The 16,854-nt window shown below is 61.6% G+C and carries 13 protein-coding genes and 2 pseudogenes; 5 read left to right on the top strand and 10 right to left on the bottom strand.

The features are described from left to right. Window positions 1-5: 5 nt before the first annotated feature. A pseudogene (locus PO860_RS14170) lies at window positions 6-590 on the top strand (Rossmann-fold NAD(P)-binding domain-containing protein); the annotation flags it as partial. 120 nt (window positions 591-710) lie between these two features. Here the strand turns inward: PO860_RS14170 and PO860_RS14165 are convergent. The 6 genes and pseudogenes from PO860_RS14165 to trxB all read right to left on the bottom strand — a co-directional run bounded on the left by PO860_RS14165 (window position 711) and on the right by trxB (window position 6,775). Further along, the gene (locus PO860_RS14165) at window positions 711-1,511 is read right to left on the bottom strand and encodes an aminoglycoside phosphotransferase family protein (protein WP_183608073.1); all 801 of its coding nucleotides are present in this window, start codon (window positions 1,509-1,511) and stop codon (window positions 711-713) included. Between the two features lie 208 nt (window positions 1,512-1,719). Then, window positions 1,720-2,844 carry an alkene reductase gene (locus PO860_RS14160; protein WP_183608074.1) on the bottom strand — a complete coding sequence of 375 codons (1,125 nt, stop codon included), beginning with the start codon at window positions 2,842-2,844 and terminating at the stop codon, window positions 1,720-1,722. Between the two features lie 25 nt (window positions 2,845-2,869). Further along, window positions 2,870-4,035: pseudogene (locus tag PO860_RS14155) on the bottom strand (MFS transporter). Window position 4,036: 1 nt separating this feature from the next. After that, complete coding sequence (locus PO860_RS14150) at window positions 4,037-4,330, bottom strand: ArsR/SmtB family transcription factor (protein ID WP_183608076.1); 294 nt, start codon at window positions 4,328-4,330, stop codon at window positions 4,037-4,039. Between the two features lie 551 nt (window positions 4,331-4,881). Continuing rightward, complete coding sequence (locus tag PO860_RS14145; RefSeq protein WP_183608077.1) at window positions 4,882-5,778, bottom strand: LysR family transcriptional regulator VtlR; 897 nt, start codon at window positions 5,776-5,778, stop codon at window positions 4,882-4,884. 22 nt (window positions 5,779-5,800) lie between these two features. After that, complete coding sequence (gene trxB, locus PO860_RS14140) at window positions 5,801-6,775, bottom strand: thioredoxin-disulfide reductase (protein WP_273884294.1); 975 nt, start codon at window positions 6,773-6,775, stop codon at window positions 5,801-5,803. A 231-nt stretch (window positions 6,776-7,006) separates the two neighbouring features. Between trxB and PO860_RS14135 the strand changes: the two genes are divergently transcribed. Further along, complete coding sequence (locus tag PO860_RS14135) at window positions 7,007-7,474, top strand: Lrp/AsnC family transcriptional regulator (RefSeq protein WP_049736233.1); 468 nt, start codon at window positions 7,007-7,009, stop codon at window positions 7,472-7,474. A 6-nt stretch (window positions 7,475-7,480) separates the two neighbouring features. Here the strand turns inward: PO860_RS14135 and PO860_RS14130 are convergent, their stop codons facing one another. Together PO860_RS14130 and PO860_RS14125 are read right to left on the bottom strand one after the other, a co-directional pair. Continuing rightward, complete coding sequence (locus PO860_RS14130) at window positions 7,481-8,827, bottom strand: sigma-54-dependent transcriptional regulator (RefSeq protein WP_273884293.1); 1,347 nt, start codon at window positions 8,825-8,827, stop codon at window positions 7,481-7,483. 4 nt (window positions 8,828-8,831) lie between these two features. Further along, window positions 8,832-10,703 carry a sensor histidine kinase gene (locus tag PO860_RS14125; RefSeq protein WP_273884292.1) on the bottom strand — a complete coding sequence of 624 codons (1,872 nt, stop codon included), beginning with the start codon at window positions 10,701-10,703 and terminating at the stop codon, window positions 8,832-8,834. 225 nt (window positions 10,704-10,928) lie between these two features. Between PO860_RS14125 and PO860_RS14120 the strand changes: the two genes are divergently transcribed. Further along, the gene (locus tag PO860_RS14120; protein WP_183608081.1) at window positions 10,929-12,260 is read left to right on the top strand and encodes a dicarboxylate/amino acid:cation symporter; all 1,332 of its coding nucleotides are present in this window, start codon (window positions 10,929-10,931) and stop codon (window positions 12,258-12,260) included. A 69-nt stretch (window positions 12,261-12,329) separates the two neighbouring features. Here PO860_RS14120 and PO860_RS14115 read toward each other — a convergent pair whose 3' ends face one another. Together PO860_RS14115 and greA are read right to left on the bottom strand one after the other, a co-directional pair. Next, window positions 12,330-13,388, bottom strand: coding sequence for a glycosyltransferase family 4 protein (locus tag PO860_RS14115; RefSeq protein WP_273884291.1), 1,059 nt, complete (start codon window positions 13,386-13,388; stop codon window positions 12,330-12,332). A gap of 27 nt (window positions 13,389-13,415) precedes the next feature. Beyond that, entirely contained in the window at window positions 13,416-13,892 is a 477-nt protein-coding gene (gene greA / locus PO860_RS14110) for a transcription elongation factor GreA (protein ID WP_003565408.1), read from the bottom strand. Between the two features lie 267 nt (window positions 13,893-14,159). Between greA and PO860_RS14105 the strand changes: the two genes are divergently transcribed. Next, window positions 14,160-15,392 carry a putative DNA modification/repair radical SAM protein gene (locus PO860_RS14105; protein WP_273884290.1) on the top strand — a complete coding sequence of 411 codons (1,233 nt, stop codon included), beginning with the start codon at window positions 14,160-14,162 and terminating at the stop codon, window positions 15,390-15,392. Further along, window positions 15,392-16,846 carry a UdgX family uracil-DNA binding protein gene (locus tag PO860_RS14100; protein ID WP_273884289.1) on the top strand — a complete coding sequence of 485 codons (1,455 nt, stop codon included), beginning with the start codon at window positions 15,392-15,394 and terminating at the stop codon, window positions 16,844-16,846. The genes PO860_RS14105 and PO860_RS14100 overlap by 1 nt, the downstream gene beginning before the upstream one ends. The last annotated feature ends 8 nt before the right edge of the window (window positions 16,847-16,854 follow it).

Here is a 16,854-nt window from a genome sequence, read left to right as displayed (position 1 = left end):
ACGCTCTAGAGGCGGCGTCGCAGGCCGGTGCCGGCGCCATCATCGTCAGGGCCGGAGATGTTTTCGGTCCGGGCGCGACCGGTAACAGCTGGTTCTCATCGGGTCTCGTCACGCCGGGCAAGCCGGTCGGCACGATCAAGAATCCGGGGCGGCGCGGCGTCGGCCATCAGTGGACCTATCTGCCCGATATGGCGGAAACCATTGCCCAGCTGATCGACCGAGCCGATCGGCTGCCGTCCTTTGCCGTCTATCATATGGATGGTTTCTGGGATGCAGACGGCATGCAGATGGCCGAAGCGATCAAGCGCGTTGCCGGTGGCAAGGCGAAGATCGGCCGTTTTCCCGGGTGGATCATAGCGCTCGCCGCCCCCTTTATTCCGATGATGCGCGAGATCAACGAGATGCGTTATCTCTGGAAGGTGCCGCTGCGAATGCGAAACGACAAGCTTGTTGCCGAACTCGGCAAGGAACCGCAGACGCCGATCGACGAGGCGGTCAGGGCTTCGCTCGCAGCGCTCGGCTGCCTGCCCGAACCGCGTCGCGCCACGGCCGCTGCCTTTATCGGGCATTCGCCTGAGAATGCCGGTTAGAGCAATTCAGCAAAAGTGAGTCGCGGCTTTGCCAGGCAAAGGGTGAAACGCTTTTGCCGGGAATCGCGTGAAAACAAAGAGAGTGAGCATTTTCGTGATTCGCAGAAAAACGGAAATGCTCTAGGACTGCAGTTCTGCCAGCGCGATCCGGGCGACCGTCAGGGCTTTATCTGCCTGCTCGACATTGGGATCACCGAGGAACCAGGCGGCGGAAAGGCCGGAATAGGCGGCGATCCATTGCAGCAGCCGCTTCGGCTCGAGCCGGGCCTCGGCAGAGACGATGGCCAGCTGGCGGCGGAAACGGATGGGGTCGGTAATGGTCGGTAATTCCTCGTTGGCGAAGATATTGGCGAAATCGAAGCCGCGCTCGCCGTAAAGCCGCTTCGGATCGATCGCCAGCCAGCCGCGCGTCTCGAAATCGAGGACATTGTCGTGATGGATGTCGCCGTGGAGGACTGCGAGGTCGCGCGGATCGGCAAGCAGGGCATTGGCGATCGCTGCGCAATCGGCAAGCGTGCCGCCATGTTGGCCGGCGGCCGGTTCGAGATCGCGGAACCAGCGGCTGAGGGGAATGGGATCGGGAATCGGCTTTTCGCGCGGCGCATGCAGCCGTGCCGCCGTGCGGCAGAGAATGCGGCTTGCTTCGTCATCCTCGCCGTCCATCGCCATGGCAAGCAGCGAGCGTTTACCGGTTGCCCGTTCCAGCAATACGGCGTCGCCTTCGTGGGCATAAACATCAGCTGCGCCGTCGCCGTCCCACCATTGCATCAGCAGCGCGCCATATCGTTCGTCTATATCGGTGGCGACTTTCAACATGGCGGGTCTCTCCTGCCAGAGGACCGGCAGCAGGCGGCTTGAATGGGTGAGGATGGGGTCGCCGTCTGATATGAGCGACCAGCGATCGAGATAGTGAGCGAACATGGCGTCCTACATAGGGATCCCGAATGCAGAAATCCCGCCCTTCGCCGGGATTTTGCGGTTTGTTGACAGGCCTTGTGCCGAGGATCTACTGCACGGGCGGCAGATGCTCGGGACAAGCCCGAGCATGACGGAAGAGGAGTTGGCCGACTTTGCCAGCAATCTGGGAAATCCCGCCAAAGGCGGGATTTCGTAGTTCGGGTCGAAAGACTCAGGCGACCTTTTCTAGCGTGGGATAGTCGATATAGCCCTTGGCGGTGCCGCCGTAGAAGGTCGATTGATCGGGCGTGTTGAGCGGCAGGTTCTTGGCCAGCCGTTCGACGAGATCGGGATTAGCGACGAAGGGCTTGCCGAAGGCGACGAGATCGGCGCGGCCACGCTCGGCGGCATCAATTGCCAGATCGCGGTCATAGCCGTTGTTGACCATCCAATTGGCCTTGCCGCCGGCCTGTTCATAGGCCTGGCGCAGCGCCTTATAGTCGAAGGAGGGGTTGTCGCCCTGCTTGTAATCTCGGTCGCCGCCGGTCTGGCCTTCGACGATGTGGATATAGGCGAGGTCGTATTTGGCCAGCCTCTCGACGACGTGGGTGAAGGTCGCCTGCGGGTTGGAATCGTAGCTATCGTTCGATGGCGTGACCGGCGAAATGCGGATTGCGGTGCGACCGGCGCCGATTTCCTTCACCACGGCATCGACGACCTCGAAAGTCAGGCGGGCACGGTTTTCGATCGAGCCGCCATATTGGTCGGTGCGGTCGTTGATGCCGTCTCGCATGAACTGGTCGAGGAGGTAGCCGTTGGCGCCGTGGATTTCGACGCCGTCGAAACCGGCATCGATGGCGGCGCGGGCGGCCTTGCGGTAATCCTCGATGATGCCGGGAATTTCAGCCGTTTCGAGCGCGCGCGGCTCGGAGGTGTCGGCAAAGCTGCCGCTGCCGTCGGCATTGACCAGATAGGTCTTGGACTTTGCGGTACGATTGGTCGAGGAGACCGGCTTGCCGCCGTTCGGCTGCAGCGTCGTGTGCGAGATACGGCCGACATGCCACATTTGAACGACGATCTTGCCGCCGCCGGCGTGGACGGCATCGGTGACGCGCTTCCAGCCGTCGAGCGCTTCCTTGGTATAGAGGCCAGGCACGTTGGCATAGCCTTGGCCCTGATGGGTGATCGGGGTCGCTTCGGTGATGATCAGGCCCGCGGTGGCGCGCTGGCGGTAATATTCGACATTGAGGTCGTTGGGGATTGCGCCCGGCGAGCGGTTGCGGGTGAGCGGCGCCATGACGATGCGGTTCTTGACTGATATGTCGCCAACCTTGGTGGGTTCAAAAAGCTTGGCCATGATGGTCCTTTCTTTTGCGGGAGGATCACTCGGCGGGGGCGAGGGTGGCCCGGCCCCTGGCGGAGAGATAGGTGAGCGTCGTCGCGCCGAGGCCGATGAGAGCCATCAGGGCTGCGGCGAGCGGAACGCGGGTGAGATCGAAGCCGGCGTCGATAACCAGGCCGCCCACCCAGGCGCCCAGCGCATTGCCGGTTTGAAGGCGCCGATATTGATCGTCGAGGCGAGGTTGGGAGCGTCCTTGCCGAAGCCGACGACGCCGACCTGCAGCGCCGGCACGGCGGCAAAGCTTGCTAGTGCCCAAAGAAAGAGGGTGATCTCAGCCGGGATGAAGAAGCGGCTGGTATAGCTGAAGGCGATCGAAGTGACGGCGATCGCGGCGAAGACGCCGGCGAGCGTTGTGCCGAGGCGCCAATCGGCAAGCTTGCCGCCGATGAGATTGCCGACGGTCAGGCCGAGGCCGATCAGGAACAGTGTCCAGGTGACGCCTTCCGGCGAAACGCCGGTGACGTCGCGCAGCAGCGGCGCGATATAGGTGAAGAGGGCAAACATCGAGGCGGCGAAGAAGACGGTGGTGGAAAGCGCCAGCCACAGGCCGCCATTCCTCAGTGCTGCGATCTCGCGCAGGATGCTGCCGTTTTCCTGCTGCCTATCTCTGGGCAGGATGGCGATCAGGCCTGAGATGGTGACGACGCCGATGATGGTGACGACGCCGAAGGTGGCGCGCCAGCCATAGGCCTGGCCGATCGCGGTGCCGAGCGGCACGCCGAGAACATTGGCAAGCGTCAGGCCGGTGAACATCAGCGCCACGGCGCGGGCCTTGCGGTCTTCGGCGACGAGGCCGGCGGCGACGACCGAGCCGATGCCGAAGAAGGCACCGTGGCAAAGTGCGGTCACGATGCGGGCGATCATCAGCACCCAGTAGTCGCTCGCCAGAGCGCACAGCAGGTTGCCGGCGATGAAGAAGGCCATCAGCGCAATCAGGGCGGTGCGGCGCTTCAGCTTCGCGGTCGAAATAGCCATCACGGGGGCGCCGATCGCAACCGCCAGCGCATAGCCGGTGACCAGCCATCCGGCCTGCGGGATGCTGACGGAGAGATCGGCCGCGACTTCGGGCAACAGACCCATGATGACGAATTCGGTGGTGCCTATCGCAAACGAGCTCAAGGCGAGAACGAGGAGGGCGAGGGGCATTCTAAAGATCCTGCGTCAGTTGCTTCAGGAAGGCGGCAATCGTTTGTTCGTTGCGTTTGTAGAAGATCCACTGGCCGACGCGTTTGGTGGTGACGAGGCCGGCGCGATGCAGCGTTCCCAAATGAGCCGAGACCGTCGACTGCGACAGGCCGCAGCGCTCGAACTGGCTGGCGCAGACGCCCATTTCGAAAGGGTGCTCCTGCGAGGGAAAATGTTTCTCCGGATTTTTCAGCCAGCTCAGAATGTCCATCCGGGTAGGGTGGGCGAGTGCCTTAATAATCTCGTCTTTGTCCATCGTGGTTCGCCGAACTATAGATCGTGTTTGATCGATATATCGATCGCCGGGCTTCGATATGCAAATCACGGAGGCGTGAGGGGCGAATTTTATCGAATGAGCAAAATTTGGGCAAAAAAAGAGGGCCACCGAAAAACCAGGGCCCTTGTAATTGTGAAGGTCAAAAACCTCCAGAGGGGAACAGCTAATGCGGTGGTACTGGGAGAGAAACCACAAGATGCATCAGCTATGAGAGATATGGTGCTTCCCTAGGCAGGTTTCAATGCTTTTTTGTGCATGTCTGCTATGCGTCGCACAATTTTTTTGCGGTGCGGCATTTCCCTGAGCGAGCAAGGCAAAAAAAGAGGGCCACTGGAAAACCAGGGCCCTTATAAGTGTGAAGGTCAAAAACCTCCAGAGGGGAACAGCTAATGCGGTGGAACTGGGAGGAAAAGCCACCATGTGCATCAGCTATGTGCGATATGGTGGTTTATTGGGCAAACGGCAACCCTTATTTGCGCATGCCAGTCATGCGCCTTCTGCATAGTATGCAAAACGTCGACAAAACCGGCTTAAAAGTTCCAGTTTCTGGCCTTGCTGACGATGAAATCGCGGAAGGCCTTCAGCTTGGCGGCGTTCTTGATCTCGTCGGGATAGCAGAAATAGGTATCGAAGGAGGGGACGTCGGCATTGATCGCCAGCTGGATCAGGCCAGGGTCGCGGCCGACGATGTAATCCGGCAGGCAGGCGACGCCGATGCCGAGCAGGGCGGCCCGCTTGATCGAGGTCTGGCTGTTGATCTGTAGATGCGGGATACGCTTGTTGTCGGATGAGCGGCCGGCGACCTCGAGCCAGTTGACGTCGAGCAGGTAGCTCGGGGCGGGCTCGCCGAACGTAATGATGCGGTGATTGTCGAGATCCTCGATCTTCTGCGGCTCGCCATGGCGGTTGATGTAGGAGGGAGCGGCATAGACGTGCATGTGCACGGTGAAGAGCTTGCGCTGGATGAGGTCGGACTGTTGCGGCTGGCGCAGGCGGATGGCGCAGTCGGCATGGCGCATGTTCACATCCACTTCCTCGTTGTCGAGGATCAGCTGGATCTGCACATCGGGATAAAGCTGCAGGAATTCCTGGATCTTGTCGGTCAGCCAGCCCTGGCCGAGGCCGACCGTGGTGGTGACGCGCAGCCTGCCGGACGGCGTCTCATTCGTCTCGGTGAGCTGCATCTTCACGGTTTCGAGCTTCAGCAGCACGTCATGGGCGGTGCGGTAAAGCAGCTCGCCCTGTTCCGTCAGAATCAGGCCGCGCGCATGGCGGTGAAACAGCTTGGTGCCGACATCCTGCTCCAGCGCGCTGACCTGGCGGCTGATGGCGGATTGGGACAGATGCAGTTTATCCGCCGCATGCGTGAACGAACCCGCCTCGGCAGCTGCGTGAAAAATACGCAGCTTGTCCCAATCCAATGGCATTCCCCCACCCCTCATGCCGATCTTACTCCGCTGCCACGGCGACGGGCATGTGGCCCGTCAGATATCGCTCGGCTTCAAGTGCCGCCATGCATCCCAGGCCGGCGGCAGTGATCGCCTGGCGGAACGTATCATCCGTCACGTCGCCCGCGGCATAGACCCCCTCCAGGCTGGTCGCGGTCGAATCCGGCGCGGTCCAGAGATAGCCGTTGTCCTTCAGCTTCAGCTTGTCCTTGAAAAGCTCGGTGGCCGGCGCATGGCCGATAGCGACGAAGACGCCGTCGATCGGCATCTCGGTGATCACCCCGGTTCTGACGTCGCGCAGCCGGGCGCCGGAGACGGATTGCGGCATCGGCGGCTTGGCCGGCGCGCCGGTGATTTCGGCGACTTCGGTGTTCCACAGGACCTTGACGTTTTCCTTGGCGAACAAACGTTCCTGCAGGATTTTCTCAGCCCGGAAGAAATCTCGGCGATGCACCAATGTCACCGACTTGGCGATGTTGGAGAGATAGAGGGCTTCCTCGACGGCGCTGTTGCCGCCGCCGACCACGATCACATCCTTGTTGCGATAGAAGAAACCGTCGCAGGTGGCGCAAGCCGAAACACCAAAACCCTGGAAATGCTGCTCGCTCTCGATGCCGAGCCACTTGGCCTTGGCGCCGGTGGCGATGATCAGCGTATCGGCGGTCCAGACCTGACCGCTGTCGGTGCGGACGACGAAGGGACGCTGGTTCATGTCGACTTCGGTCACGACGTCGTTAACGATCTCGGCGCCCACATGTTTTGCCTGCTGCAGCATCTGTTCCATCAGCCAGGGACCCTGGATCGGATCGGCAAAGCCCGGATAATTCTCGACATCGGTGGTGATCATCAACTGGCCGCCCTGTTCGAGACCGGCGATCAGAACCGGTTTCAGCATGGCGCGCGCGGCATAGACCGCGGCAGTATAGCCTGCGGGTCCAGAACCGATGATGAGCACCTTGGTATGGCGGGCGGGCATGTCATTTCCTTTCGACTGGGCAGGAGGCGGCGGCTAGATGGCGATTGCGGCCGTTTCGCGGTCCATGCGCCATTTATGAACGTCCAATGCTTTTATTCAAGGGCAGCCTTGCGTTACCAACAAGGCAAATCGCCCGGATGTGCAAGAATCCGTCATCGGCGTGAAACATTCTTGCGTATTCCGCCGCTTTATATAGAAGCTCCCCGCGGAGAATTAAAGAAAGGCCATGATGTGGGTCGCGCCGAGCTCGACGTCATCGACATAAAGATACTCCGGGAATTGCAGGCCGACGGCCGCATGACCAATGTGGAGCTTGCCGACCGCGTCGGCATCTCGGCGCCGCCCTGCCTGCGCCGGGTGCGCAAGCTTGAGGAAGCCGGCATCATCGAGGGCTATCACGCGATGCTGAACAGCCCGAGGCTCGGCTTCGATCTGGTCGCTTTCTGCATGGTCGGCCTCAAGCACCAGTCGGAAGGCAATCTCAAGGCGTTTGCCGCGGCGACCGCCGAATGGCCGCTGGTGCGCCAGGCCTGGATGGTCTCCGGCGACAGTGATTTCCTGCTGCATTGCGTGGCTGAAAATCTCACCCACTTCCAGGATTTCGTTATCGAAGTGCTGACGGCAAATGAACATGTCGATACCGTGCGCACCATGCTGACGATCCGCCAGGTGAAGAAGCTCGGACTGGTGGAAGTCTGAAACAGCCTATTTGCGCGCGGCATAACCGCCGCGGTTGATGCCGTGGCGCTGCAGCTTGTCGTAAAAGGTCTTTCTCGGAATGCCGAGCGCCTCGATGGTGCGGCGCACGTCGCCGTCATTGGCCGCAAGCGCGTCACGGATGATCTCCGCCTCGTAGCGCTCCAGCCGTTCGGGCAGCGTGCCGCCCGTCGGCTGCGGGGGGACTAATGTCGCTCCGCCGCCTTCCACGCCCAGCACCACGCGTTCGGCATAGTGGGAGAGCTCGCGGACATTGCCCGGCCATGCATGGGTGGCGAGGTGGCGGCGAACATTCTCTGAGAGTTGCGGGACATCGCGGCGAAAACGCTCGGCGGCGCGGGTGGCGAAGTGAGAGAATAGCAGCGGAATATCGTCGCGGCGCTCTCGCAGCGGCGGAATGGAGATCGTCACCACATTCAGCCTGTAATAGAGATCCTCGCGAAAATCACCGCGCAGATCGGGATCCCCGAGGTCGATCTTGGCGGCGGCGACGACGCGCAGATCGACCGGGCGCACCTCGTTGGTGCCGAGCGGGGTGATCTCGCGCATTTCCAGCACTCTCAACATCTTGACCTGGGTGGCGACAGGCATGCTTTCGATCTCGTCGAGGAACAGCGTGCCGCCGCTTGCATGTTCGATGCGGCCGGTGCGTCGCTTCTGGGCGCCGGTAAAGGCGCCCGCCTCATGGCCGAACAGCTCGCTTTCGATGACGGTTTCGGGGAGCGCCCCGCAGTTCAGCGCCACGAAATTGCCCTTCCGGCGGTGGCTCCATTGATGCAAGATCTGAGCGACCACTTCCTTGCCGCTGCCGGTTTCGCCGGCGACGAGCACGTCGACATCGGTATCGGCGATATGGCGAAGAATGTTTCTCAGGCTTTCCATCACCGGCGTCTGGCCGATCAGCGGCGAATTCTCCTGCGCGTCTTCGGCAGCCTTGCGCAGCATGCGGTTTTCCAGGACAAGCCGGCGCTTCTCGCTGGCGCGACGCACACTTTGGACGAGCCGATCGGCCGCGAAGGGTTTGGCGATGAAATCATAGGCGCCGTCCTGGATCGCCTGAACGGCCATCGGAATATCGCCGTGGCCGGTCATCAGGATCACCGGCAGGTCGGCGTCCATGCCTTGCAGGGTAGCGAAGAGCTGCAGCCCGTCGATCTCCGGCATGCGGATATCGGTGACGACGGGGCCGGCAAAGTCCGCCGGCAGGTCGGCCAGGGCAGCTTTCGCGCCGTCATAGGCTGAAACGGAAAATCCGGCGAGTTCGAGCGTCTGGGCGGTGGCGCGGCGCAAATCCCTATCGTCGTCGATCAGCGCAACGGGCATCGGTGTGGCCATGATCTCAAGCCTTCCTCAGATGAACCATGAAGCGGGTGCCGCTGTCATCGCTCTCCACCTCCATCCGGCCGCCGTAATCGCCGACGATATCCTTGGAGATGACCAGTCCCAGGCCGAGGCCGCTTTCCTTCGAGGTGTTGAACGGCGTGAACAGGCCTTTGCGGATCTCGGGCGAAATGCCGGGGCCGTTGTCGGCGACCGTCACCGTGACTATGCCGGCATCGGCTGATGTCCTTATCTCGACGCGGCCCTCTTCGGCTTTCGGCGCCACCGCCTCCAGGGCGTTCTGAAGCAGATTGATGAGCACCTGCTCGAGACGGATCCGGTTTCCCATCACCTGCAGCTCGGCAGGCGGCAAGTCGATGTCGAGCGTATCCATGCGGCCGGCAAACCGGCTGCGCAAGAGCATCACCGCACCCTCGATGACGTCCTTCAATCCCGTCGGTTCGGCATTGCCGCGGCCCTTTCGGGCAAAGGTCTTCAACTCCTCGGTGATTGAACCTATGCGCTCCGTCAGCGCCGCGATGCTTTCGAGATTTTCGCCAGCGGGCGCCGTCTGGCCGCGATCGAGGAAGGTGCGGGCGTTGTCCGCATAGGCGCGGATGGTTGCCACCGGCTGATTGATCTCATGGGCGACGCCAGCCGCCACCTGACCGAGAATGGCCAGGCGGTTGGCCTGCACCAGATCCTGCTGCACCGCCTGCAGTTTCTGCTCCGTGCTCCTATGGCCTGTGATTTCAGCCTGCAACCGATCGCGCGCCTGGCTGAGATCGAGGGTCCGCTCGACCACGCGCCGTTCCAGTTCCTCTCGCGCCTGCTGTTCCCTGAAAATTTTAAGGGTGACGGTCTGGCGGCGGCGCAGCAGGAAGGCTGCGCCTGATAGCAGCGGCAGGAGCATCAGCAATGCCAACATCCGGGCTTCGCGAATGCCCGCATCGACGGACGGCCCCAGCGCCACCAGATGCTGTAAATGCCATGCTGTGGCGGGAACCGGCATTCCGACATCGAGAAACCTGGTTTTCCCGGCGCTGCCCGGCATGACGATCTCGACGACGTCAAGTCTGTCGCCGAGGCTTCGGACCGTATCGAGCGGCAGCGGCTGAAGCGGCGCATCACCGAATTGCAGGCTTTCGCGGATCGCCGTCAACCGATCGTCGGCGATCCGGCCGATCGTCATGAACCGCCATGATGGGACGCTGGTGATGAGGACGATGCCGCGATCGTCAATCACGTAGGACGGCGCGTCCGAGGCTTTCCAATCCGCCTCGACGTCGTCGAATTCCACCTTGACCACGACGACACCCAGCAGCCCGCTGCTGCCGGTGATCCGCTCGGAAATGTAGAGGCCGGGTTTCTTGCTGACGGTGCCGAGCGCGAAGTGCTCGGCCTGTCCCAGCGCGACCGCCCCCTGAAAATATTCCCGGAAGCGATAGTCATTGCCGACGAAGCTTGTCGGTTCGCGCCAGTTGCTGGCCGAAACAGCCATGCCCTCCTTGTCGATGACATAGATGACGGCAGCCTTCGTGCCCGCTGCCAGCATTTCCAGCTTCTGGCTGAGCCGCTCGAACGTGCCGGCATCGTTTCCCGTCAGCGCCGAGGCGAGTGCTGCGTCTTGCGACAGCACGAAGGGAAGCGCCCGGTATTTTTCGAGAACCGTGCGCAGCAAAGCCGCATTCAGCCTCGCATCCATGCGGGCCCGTTCTTCCAGGGCCGCCTCGGCATGGCGCCGTCCAATCTCGCCGCTCGCCCACAGGCTCGCAGCGACGGTAAGAAGCGCGATCACCGCATAGGCCCACCACATCCGGCGGATGCGGTGCTGCAAAGGCAACGAAGACCACGGCGGCGACAGGGACAAAGTCATGGAGGATTTGTGCATTTTTCCGCACGAGACGCAATTGTGTTTGTGTGGGTTTCCGCATTTATGAATGCGCCGCCCATGGCTCTGGAAATAATTATATCATAAAATCAATGATTTAAGTTGATTGGTTAAAACTGGCACGGTGATTGCAAATGGGATGGCAACAACGGCTGAGCTGTTGGACTTGAAGCGAACGGCTCGGGAGGCCGGAGTTCGTTCCGGACGAGCCTTTAGGAGGACATCATGATCGCAGCACCATTCGATGCAGTCGCAGACAGCAAGGGCAAGAAGCCCTTCTATTCCCATCTTTACGTTCAGGTTCTCGCGGCCATCGCCGCAGGCATCCTGCTCGGCCATTTCTACCCGGAACTCGGCGCGCAATTGAAGCCGCTCGGCGACGCCTTCATCAAGCTCGTCAAGATGATCATCGCTCCGGTCATCTTCCTGACGGTGGCGACCGGCATTGCTGGCATGAGCGACCTGAAGAAGGTCGGCCGCGTCGCCGGCAAGGCGATGCTCTACTTCCTGACCTTCTCGACGCTGGCGCTCGTCATCGGCATGATCGTCGCCAATGTCGTCCAGCCCGGCGCCGGCATGAACATCGATCCGGCCTCGCTGGATCCCACCGCCGTTGCCACCTACGCCTCGAAGGCGCATGAGCAGAGCATTGTCGGCTTCCTCACCAACATCATCCCGACGACGATTGTCGGCGCCTTTGCCGATGGCGACATTCTGCAGGTGCTGTTCTTCTCGGTGCTGTTCGGCATCGCACTCGCCATGGTCGGCGAAAAGGGCGAACAGGTCGTCAATTTCCTCAATGCCTTGACGGCTCCGGTCTTCAAGCTCGTCGCCATCTTGATGAAGGCCGCCCCGATCGGCGCCTTCGGCGCCATGGCCTTCACCATCGGCAAGTACGGCATCGGCTCGATCGCCAATCTCGCCATGTTGATCGGCACCTTCTACATCACCTCGCTGCTCTTCGTTCTCGTCGTTCTCGGCGCCGTCGCTCGCTACAACGGCTTCTCGATCCTGGCGCTGCTGCGTTACATCAAGGAAGAGCTGCTGCTGGTTCTCGGCACCTCGTCTTCGGAAGCAGCCCTTCCGGGCCTGATGAACAAGATGGAAAAGGCCGGCTGCAAGCGTTCGGTCGTCGGCCTCGTCATCCCCACAGGCTATTCCTTCAATCTCGACGGCACCAACATCTACATGACGCTGGCGGCCCTGTTCATTGCCCAGGCAACCGGCATTCAGCTCTCCTGGGGTGACCAGATCCTGCTGCTCCTGGTGGCGATGCTGAGCTCCAAGGGTGCCGCAGGCATCACCGGCGCCGGCTTCATCACGCTTGCCGCAACGCTCTCCGTCGTGCCCTCCGTGCCGGTCGCCGGCATGGCGCTGATCCTCGGCATCGACCGTTTCATGTCGGAATGCCGGGCGCTGACCAACCTCGTCGGCAATGCGGTCGCAACGATCGTCGTGGCACGTTGGGAAAACGAGCTGGATACGGCGCAGCTTGCGGCAGCGTTGGGCGGCCAGGCCGACGACACGTCGGCTGCCGGGCTCCAGCCGGCGGAATAATCGGCCAGTGTTCATGGTCTTGAAAATCTGCAGCGGCCCGTTCTCCAACGGGCCGCTTCTTTTTCCGCTTCAGCCGTGGTTGTCGCCGAGAAGCCTGTTATAGACGGCGCCGATCGCGCTTGCTTCCTTCTCCAGCGCGAAATTCGTCGTGACATGGCGCAGCGCATTCTCGCCATGCGTGATCGCCAGAGCGGGATCGGCGATATAGGGCGCGATTGCCCGTGTCAGCGCCTCGCCATCGCCGGCCGCGACGACCGAACCCGTCTCACCCGTGACGATGAGCTCGGCGTAGGCGCCCGCGTCCGATGCCACCACCGCCGTGCGCGAAGCCATGGCTTCGAGCGGCGTCAGGCCGAAGCCCTCGTTGCGGGAGGGGGCGACGTAGAGGGTCAGGCGGCGATACCAGACCTTGATATCCGGCACTTCGCCGAGGAAGAGGATCCGGTCGCTGAGCCCGGCGGCGGCAACATCGGCCTTGAGCTTGTCGCCGAATGCCGAGTGCTCCGCCGTCACGCGACCGGAGACAACAGCCGTCCATTCCGGATTCTGCGGCAGCAGCTTGATCATCGCCTGGACAAAAAGATCGGTGCCCTTCTGATGGCGCACGCGGCCGAAACAGCCGATGAGATGGCGGCCCGGCAGGCCGGTGGCGGCGATGCCGTCCTCTGCCGTTTCCGGCGGGTGGAACAGGGAAAGGTCGACGCCATGCTGGATGACCGTGTGCGGCACCTCAAGGAACGATCCGGAACGGTCGCTGGTCGCAATCACCGCGTCCATGCGGCGGATCAGCCATTTGGTATAGGCGGTGTGGCGGCGTTGCGCGGCCGAGGTGAAGAGCAGCTTCAGCGGCATGCGCAGGAGATGCCGAAGCAGGATGCCGACGGCCATTTCATTGTTGCGGCGGGCGTGCCAGACACGGCGGCGGCGGCGCGCCGGCGGGCGCCAGAGGCCAAGGAGCTGGCGCCACCGAAGTTTCGGCAGGCCCTCCGGCAGGCCAGGGCCGAGGGTCGCGATCCCAATGCCGAGACCGATCTGGCAGGGAATGAGCTGGACGATGGTCGACGTGACGCCGGAGAGCCGGCGCTTGAAATTGGGCGCGATGATCTCGACGTCACGCATATCAGGCAAGGGATGGGTCTCGTCTGTGGCGGGCGATCAGCCCCAGGAAACCTGGAGGATTTCGTAGGCCTTGGAGCCGCCCGGCGCATTGACCTCGATGGAATCGCCGACTTCCTTGCCGATCAGCGCGCGGGCGATCGGCGAAGAAATGGAGATGCGGCCGGCTTTGACGTCGGCTTCCTGGTCGCCGACGATCTGGTAGGTCTTTTCTTCCTCGGTGTCCTCGTCGACGAGCTTCACCTTGGCGCCGAACTTGATCTTGTCGCCCGACATCTTCGTGAGGTCGATGACCTCGGCGCGCGCCGTCAGGTCTTCCAGCTCGCTGATGCGGCCCTCATTGTGGCTCTGGGCTTCCTTGGCGGCGTGGTATTCGGCGTTTTCGGAAAGGTCACCATGCGCACGGGCTTCGGCGATCGCCTCGATGATTCGGGGACGCTCCTCCTGCTGACGCCAGCGCAGCTCTTCCTGCAGCTTGACGAAACCACCCGGTGTCATCGGTACCTTTTCAACCATTTTTCTGTCCTTCAATCCTTGTATCCGCCGGTCCTTGCATCAGCAAAGTCAGGTACACACAAAAGAAAACAGGTCCCGAAGGGGAGCTTCGGAACCGTGCCACAATCCTAGTTGAGTGCTTATAGCAGATCGCCAAGGCCGATTTCCAGAAAATTCGCATGAACGAAACGCAACCCGCCCCGGCGTCCGATGGTGCGTCTGAAAAATGGGCAAGAGTGGGATTGCTTGGATTGACTTTGCGCCAAGGAACATATAGTGAACAAACTAATGAAGAAGTCACTAACAGAACGCTTGGCCATCCTTTCCGACGCAGCGAAATATGACGCGTCCTGTGCGTCCAGCGGCACGGTGAAACGCGATTCTCAGGCAAGCGGCGGGCTCGGTTCGACCGAGGGATCCGGCATCTGTCATGCCTATGCTCCGGACGGGCGGTGCATTTCGCTGCTGAAGATACTGCTGACCAATTTCTGCATCTACGACTGCGCCTATTGCGTCAATCGTTCGTCGAGCAATGTAGAGCGGGCGCGTTTCACGCCAGAGGAGGTCATCTGGCTGACGTTGGAATTTTATCGCCGCAACTATATCGAGGGCCTGTTCCTTTCCTCCGGCATTATTCGGTCGTCCGATTACACGATGGAGCAGATGGTCCGCATCGTTCGCGAACTGCGAGCGACGCATAATTTTCGCGGTTATATCCATCTGAAGTCGATCCCCGAGGCGTCGCCGCGTCTGATCGAGGAGGCGGGGCTTTATGCCGACAGGCTGTCGCTCAATATCGAGCTTCCGACGGATCACGGCATCACCCGCTTCGCACCGGAAAAGAAGCCTGCCAATATCAGGCGATCGATGGGGGATCTGCGGCTGAAGATCGAGGCCGCCAGCGAACCGACGCTGCAGACGAAGAAGCGCCAGCGTTTCGCACCCGGCGGCCAGAGCACGCAGATGATCGTCGGTGCCGATGGCGCCAACGACGCGACGATCCTTGCGACCAGCGGCCGGCTCTACAGCAGCTATGGTCTGAAGCGCGTCTATTATTCCGCCTTCAGCCCGATCCCGGATTCGTCGAAAAACCTGCCATTGATCAAGCCGCCGTTGATGCGTGAACACCGGCTCTATCAGGCCGACTGGCTCTATCGTTTCTACGGTTTCGGCATCGACGAGATCACGGCGAACCAGGCGGGAGGCATGCTCGATCTCAGCCTCGACCCCAAACTTGCGTGGGCGCTTGCCAACCGGGGCGAATTTCCCGTCGATATCAACAAGGCCGAGCGTGAACGGCTGCTGCGCGTGCCCGGCCTCGGCACCAAGACGGTCAAGGCGATCGTTTCGGCGCGGCGGTTTCGTCGTCTGCGGCTCGACGATCTCCAGCGGCTTGGCGTTTCGATCAAGAAGGTCCAATCCTTCATCTCGGCGGAAGGCTGGTCGCCGCGCCGGCTGATCGACCGGCCGGACCTTCGCACCATGTTCGAGCCGCAACCCGAACAATTGTCGCTGCTGTGATGCGCCGGGTCGTGCTGGCAGGACGCGGGGATCTTGCCGAATGGCGGGATGCCGCTCGCGCTTTCGCGGTCGCCGGCATCTTGCCGGAAGAGATCGATTGGCGCGAAAAAGACGCAGAGGCGGATCTTTCATTCCAACGCGACGCCATGCCGCCACCGCCCGCGGCGACACGCAAGCCGATGACGGTGCCGCCGGCCTTCATCGAGCTGGCGGAGACCGTTCTCTGCCATTCCGATCCGGCGCGGTTTTCCCTGCTTTACCGCCTGCTCTGGCGACTGCAGCTGGACCGGCAAGTGCTCGAAGTGGCATCCGACGAGGATGTCGCCCGTGCTCGGCTGATGGAGAAAAACGTCCGACGCGATGTGCATAAGATGACGGCCTTCGTCCGTTTCAAGGAGGTGGGGCCCGTCTCTGCGGACCGCCGAAAATTCCTCGCCTGGTTCGAGCCGGACCACCATATCGTCGGGCGCACAGCGCCATTCTTCCAACGGCGCTTCACCGACATGGACTGGCTGATCGCCACGCCCAAAGGGTCGGCCGCCTGGGATGGTGAACGGCTGACGATAAACGACGCGCCGTGCGAAAAGCCCAACCTCACCGATGCCACCGATGAACTGTGGCGCACCTACTACGCCAGTATCTTCAATCCGGCGCGGTTGAAAGTGAAGGCGATGCAGGCGGAGATGCCGAAAAAATATTGGAAGAACCTGCCGGAGGCCGATCTCATTCCCGGGCTGATCGCATCGGCAGAGAGCAAGGTGCGGGCCATGGCCGCGCGGGAGGCGACGCAATCGCTGCCTTTTCACGACCGGTTGCAGGAGGCGGCGCGCAACCTTCCCGCCGAGCCTGAAGCACCCGCAGGCACGCTGGAAGCGTTGCGGGCCGAAGCCGCGGTTTGTACACGTTGTCCACTTCATGCCAATGCGACGCAGACGGTGTTCGGGGAGGGGCCGCGCGATGCCGAGGTGATGTTCGTCGGCGAGCAGCCGGGCGATCAGGAGGACATATCAGGACGCCCCTTCGTCGGTCCGGCCGGCCGGTTGCTCGACCAGGTGATATCAGAGGCGGGCATCGACCGCTCGAGGCTCTATGTCACCAATGCCGTCAAGCATTTCAAATATGAGCCGCGCGGCAAGCGCCGCATCCATCAGAAGCCTGACATGGGTGAGGTGACGCATTGCCGCTGGTGGCTCAATCTGGAGATGACGCTGGTCAAGCCGAAGCTCGTGGTTGCCATGGGGGCGACGGCGCTGGCGGCGCTGACCGACGTCAAACAGCCTCTCCAGAATATCAGAGGGCAGGCAATGGCGATCGACGCGGGGCGGAAGCTGTTCGTGACGGTCCATCCGTCCTATCTGCTGCGTATTCCTGACGAACGATTGAAGGCGGAGGAGTTGGCGCGATTTCGCGACGATATGCTGAAAATCCAGCGGCTTATGGCAATAGCTGGATAAATTGATTC

The organism is Rhizobium binxianense (assembly GCF_028994275.1).
In the GTDB taxonomy this organism is placed as follows: domain Bacteria; phylum Pseudomonadota; class Alphaproteobacteria; order Rhizobiales; family Rhizobiaceae; genus Rhizobium; species Rhizobium binxianense.
The sequence above is the reverse complement of the archived record's forward strand: the minus strand, read 5'-3'. Positions and strand labels throughout refer to the sequence as shown.

Excerpts from the sequence above, each read along its gene's own strand:
- PO860_RS14165 (WP_183608073.1), bottom strand. The coding sequence starts at position 1,511 with ATGTTCGCTCACTATCTCGATCGCTGGTCGCTCATATCAGACGGCGAC.
- PO860_RS14160 (WP_183608074.1), bottom strand. The coding sequence starts at position 2,844 with ATGGCCAAGCTTTTTGAACCCACCAAGGTTGGCGACATATCAGTCAAG.
- PO860_RS14150 (WP_183608076.1), bottom strand. The coding sequence starts at position 4,330 with ATGGACAAAGACGAGATTATTAAGGCACTCGCCCACCCTACCCGGATG.
- PO860_RS14145 (WP_183608077.1), bottom strand. The coding sequence starts at position 5,778 with ATGCCATTGGATTGGGACAAGCTGCGTATTTTTCACGCAGCTGCCGAG.
- trxB (WP_273884294.1), bottom strand. The coding sequence starts at position 6,775 with ATGCCCGCCCGCCATACCAAGGTGCTCATCATCGGTTCTGGACCCGCA.
- PO860_RS14130 (WP_273884293.1), bottom strand. The coding sequence starts at position 8,827 with ATGGCCACACCGATGCCCGTTGCGCTGATCGACGACGATAGGGATTTG.
- PO860_RS14125 (WP_273884292.1), bottom strand. The coding sequence starts at position 10,703 with ATGCACAAATCCTCCATGACTTTGTCCCTGTCGCCGCCGTGGTCTTCG.
- PO860_RS14120 (WP_183608081.1), top strand. The coding sequence starts at position 10,929 with ATGATCGCAGCACCATTCGATGCAGTCGCAGACAGCAAGGGCAAGAAG.
- greA (WP_003565408.1), bottom strand. The coding sequence starts at position 13,892 with ATGGTTGAAAAGGTACCGATGACACCGGGTGGTTTCGTCAAGCTGCAG.
- PO860_RS14105 (WP_273884290.1), top strand. The coding sequence starts at position 14,160 with ATGAAGAAGTCACTAACAGAACGCTTGGCCATCCTTTCCGACGCAGCG.
- PO860_RS14100 (WP_273884289.1), top strand. The coding sequence starts at position 15,392 with ATGCGCCGGGTCGTGCTGGCAGGACGCGGGGATCTTGCCGAATGGCGG.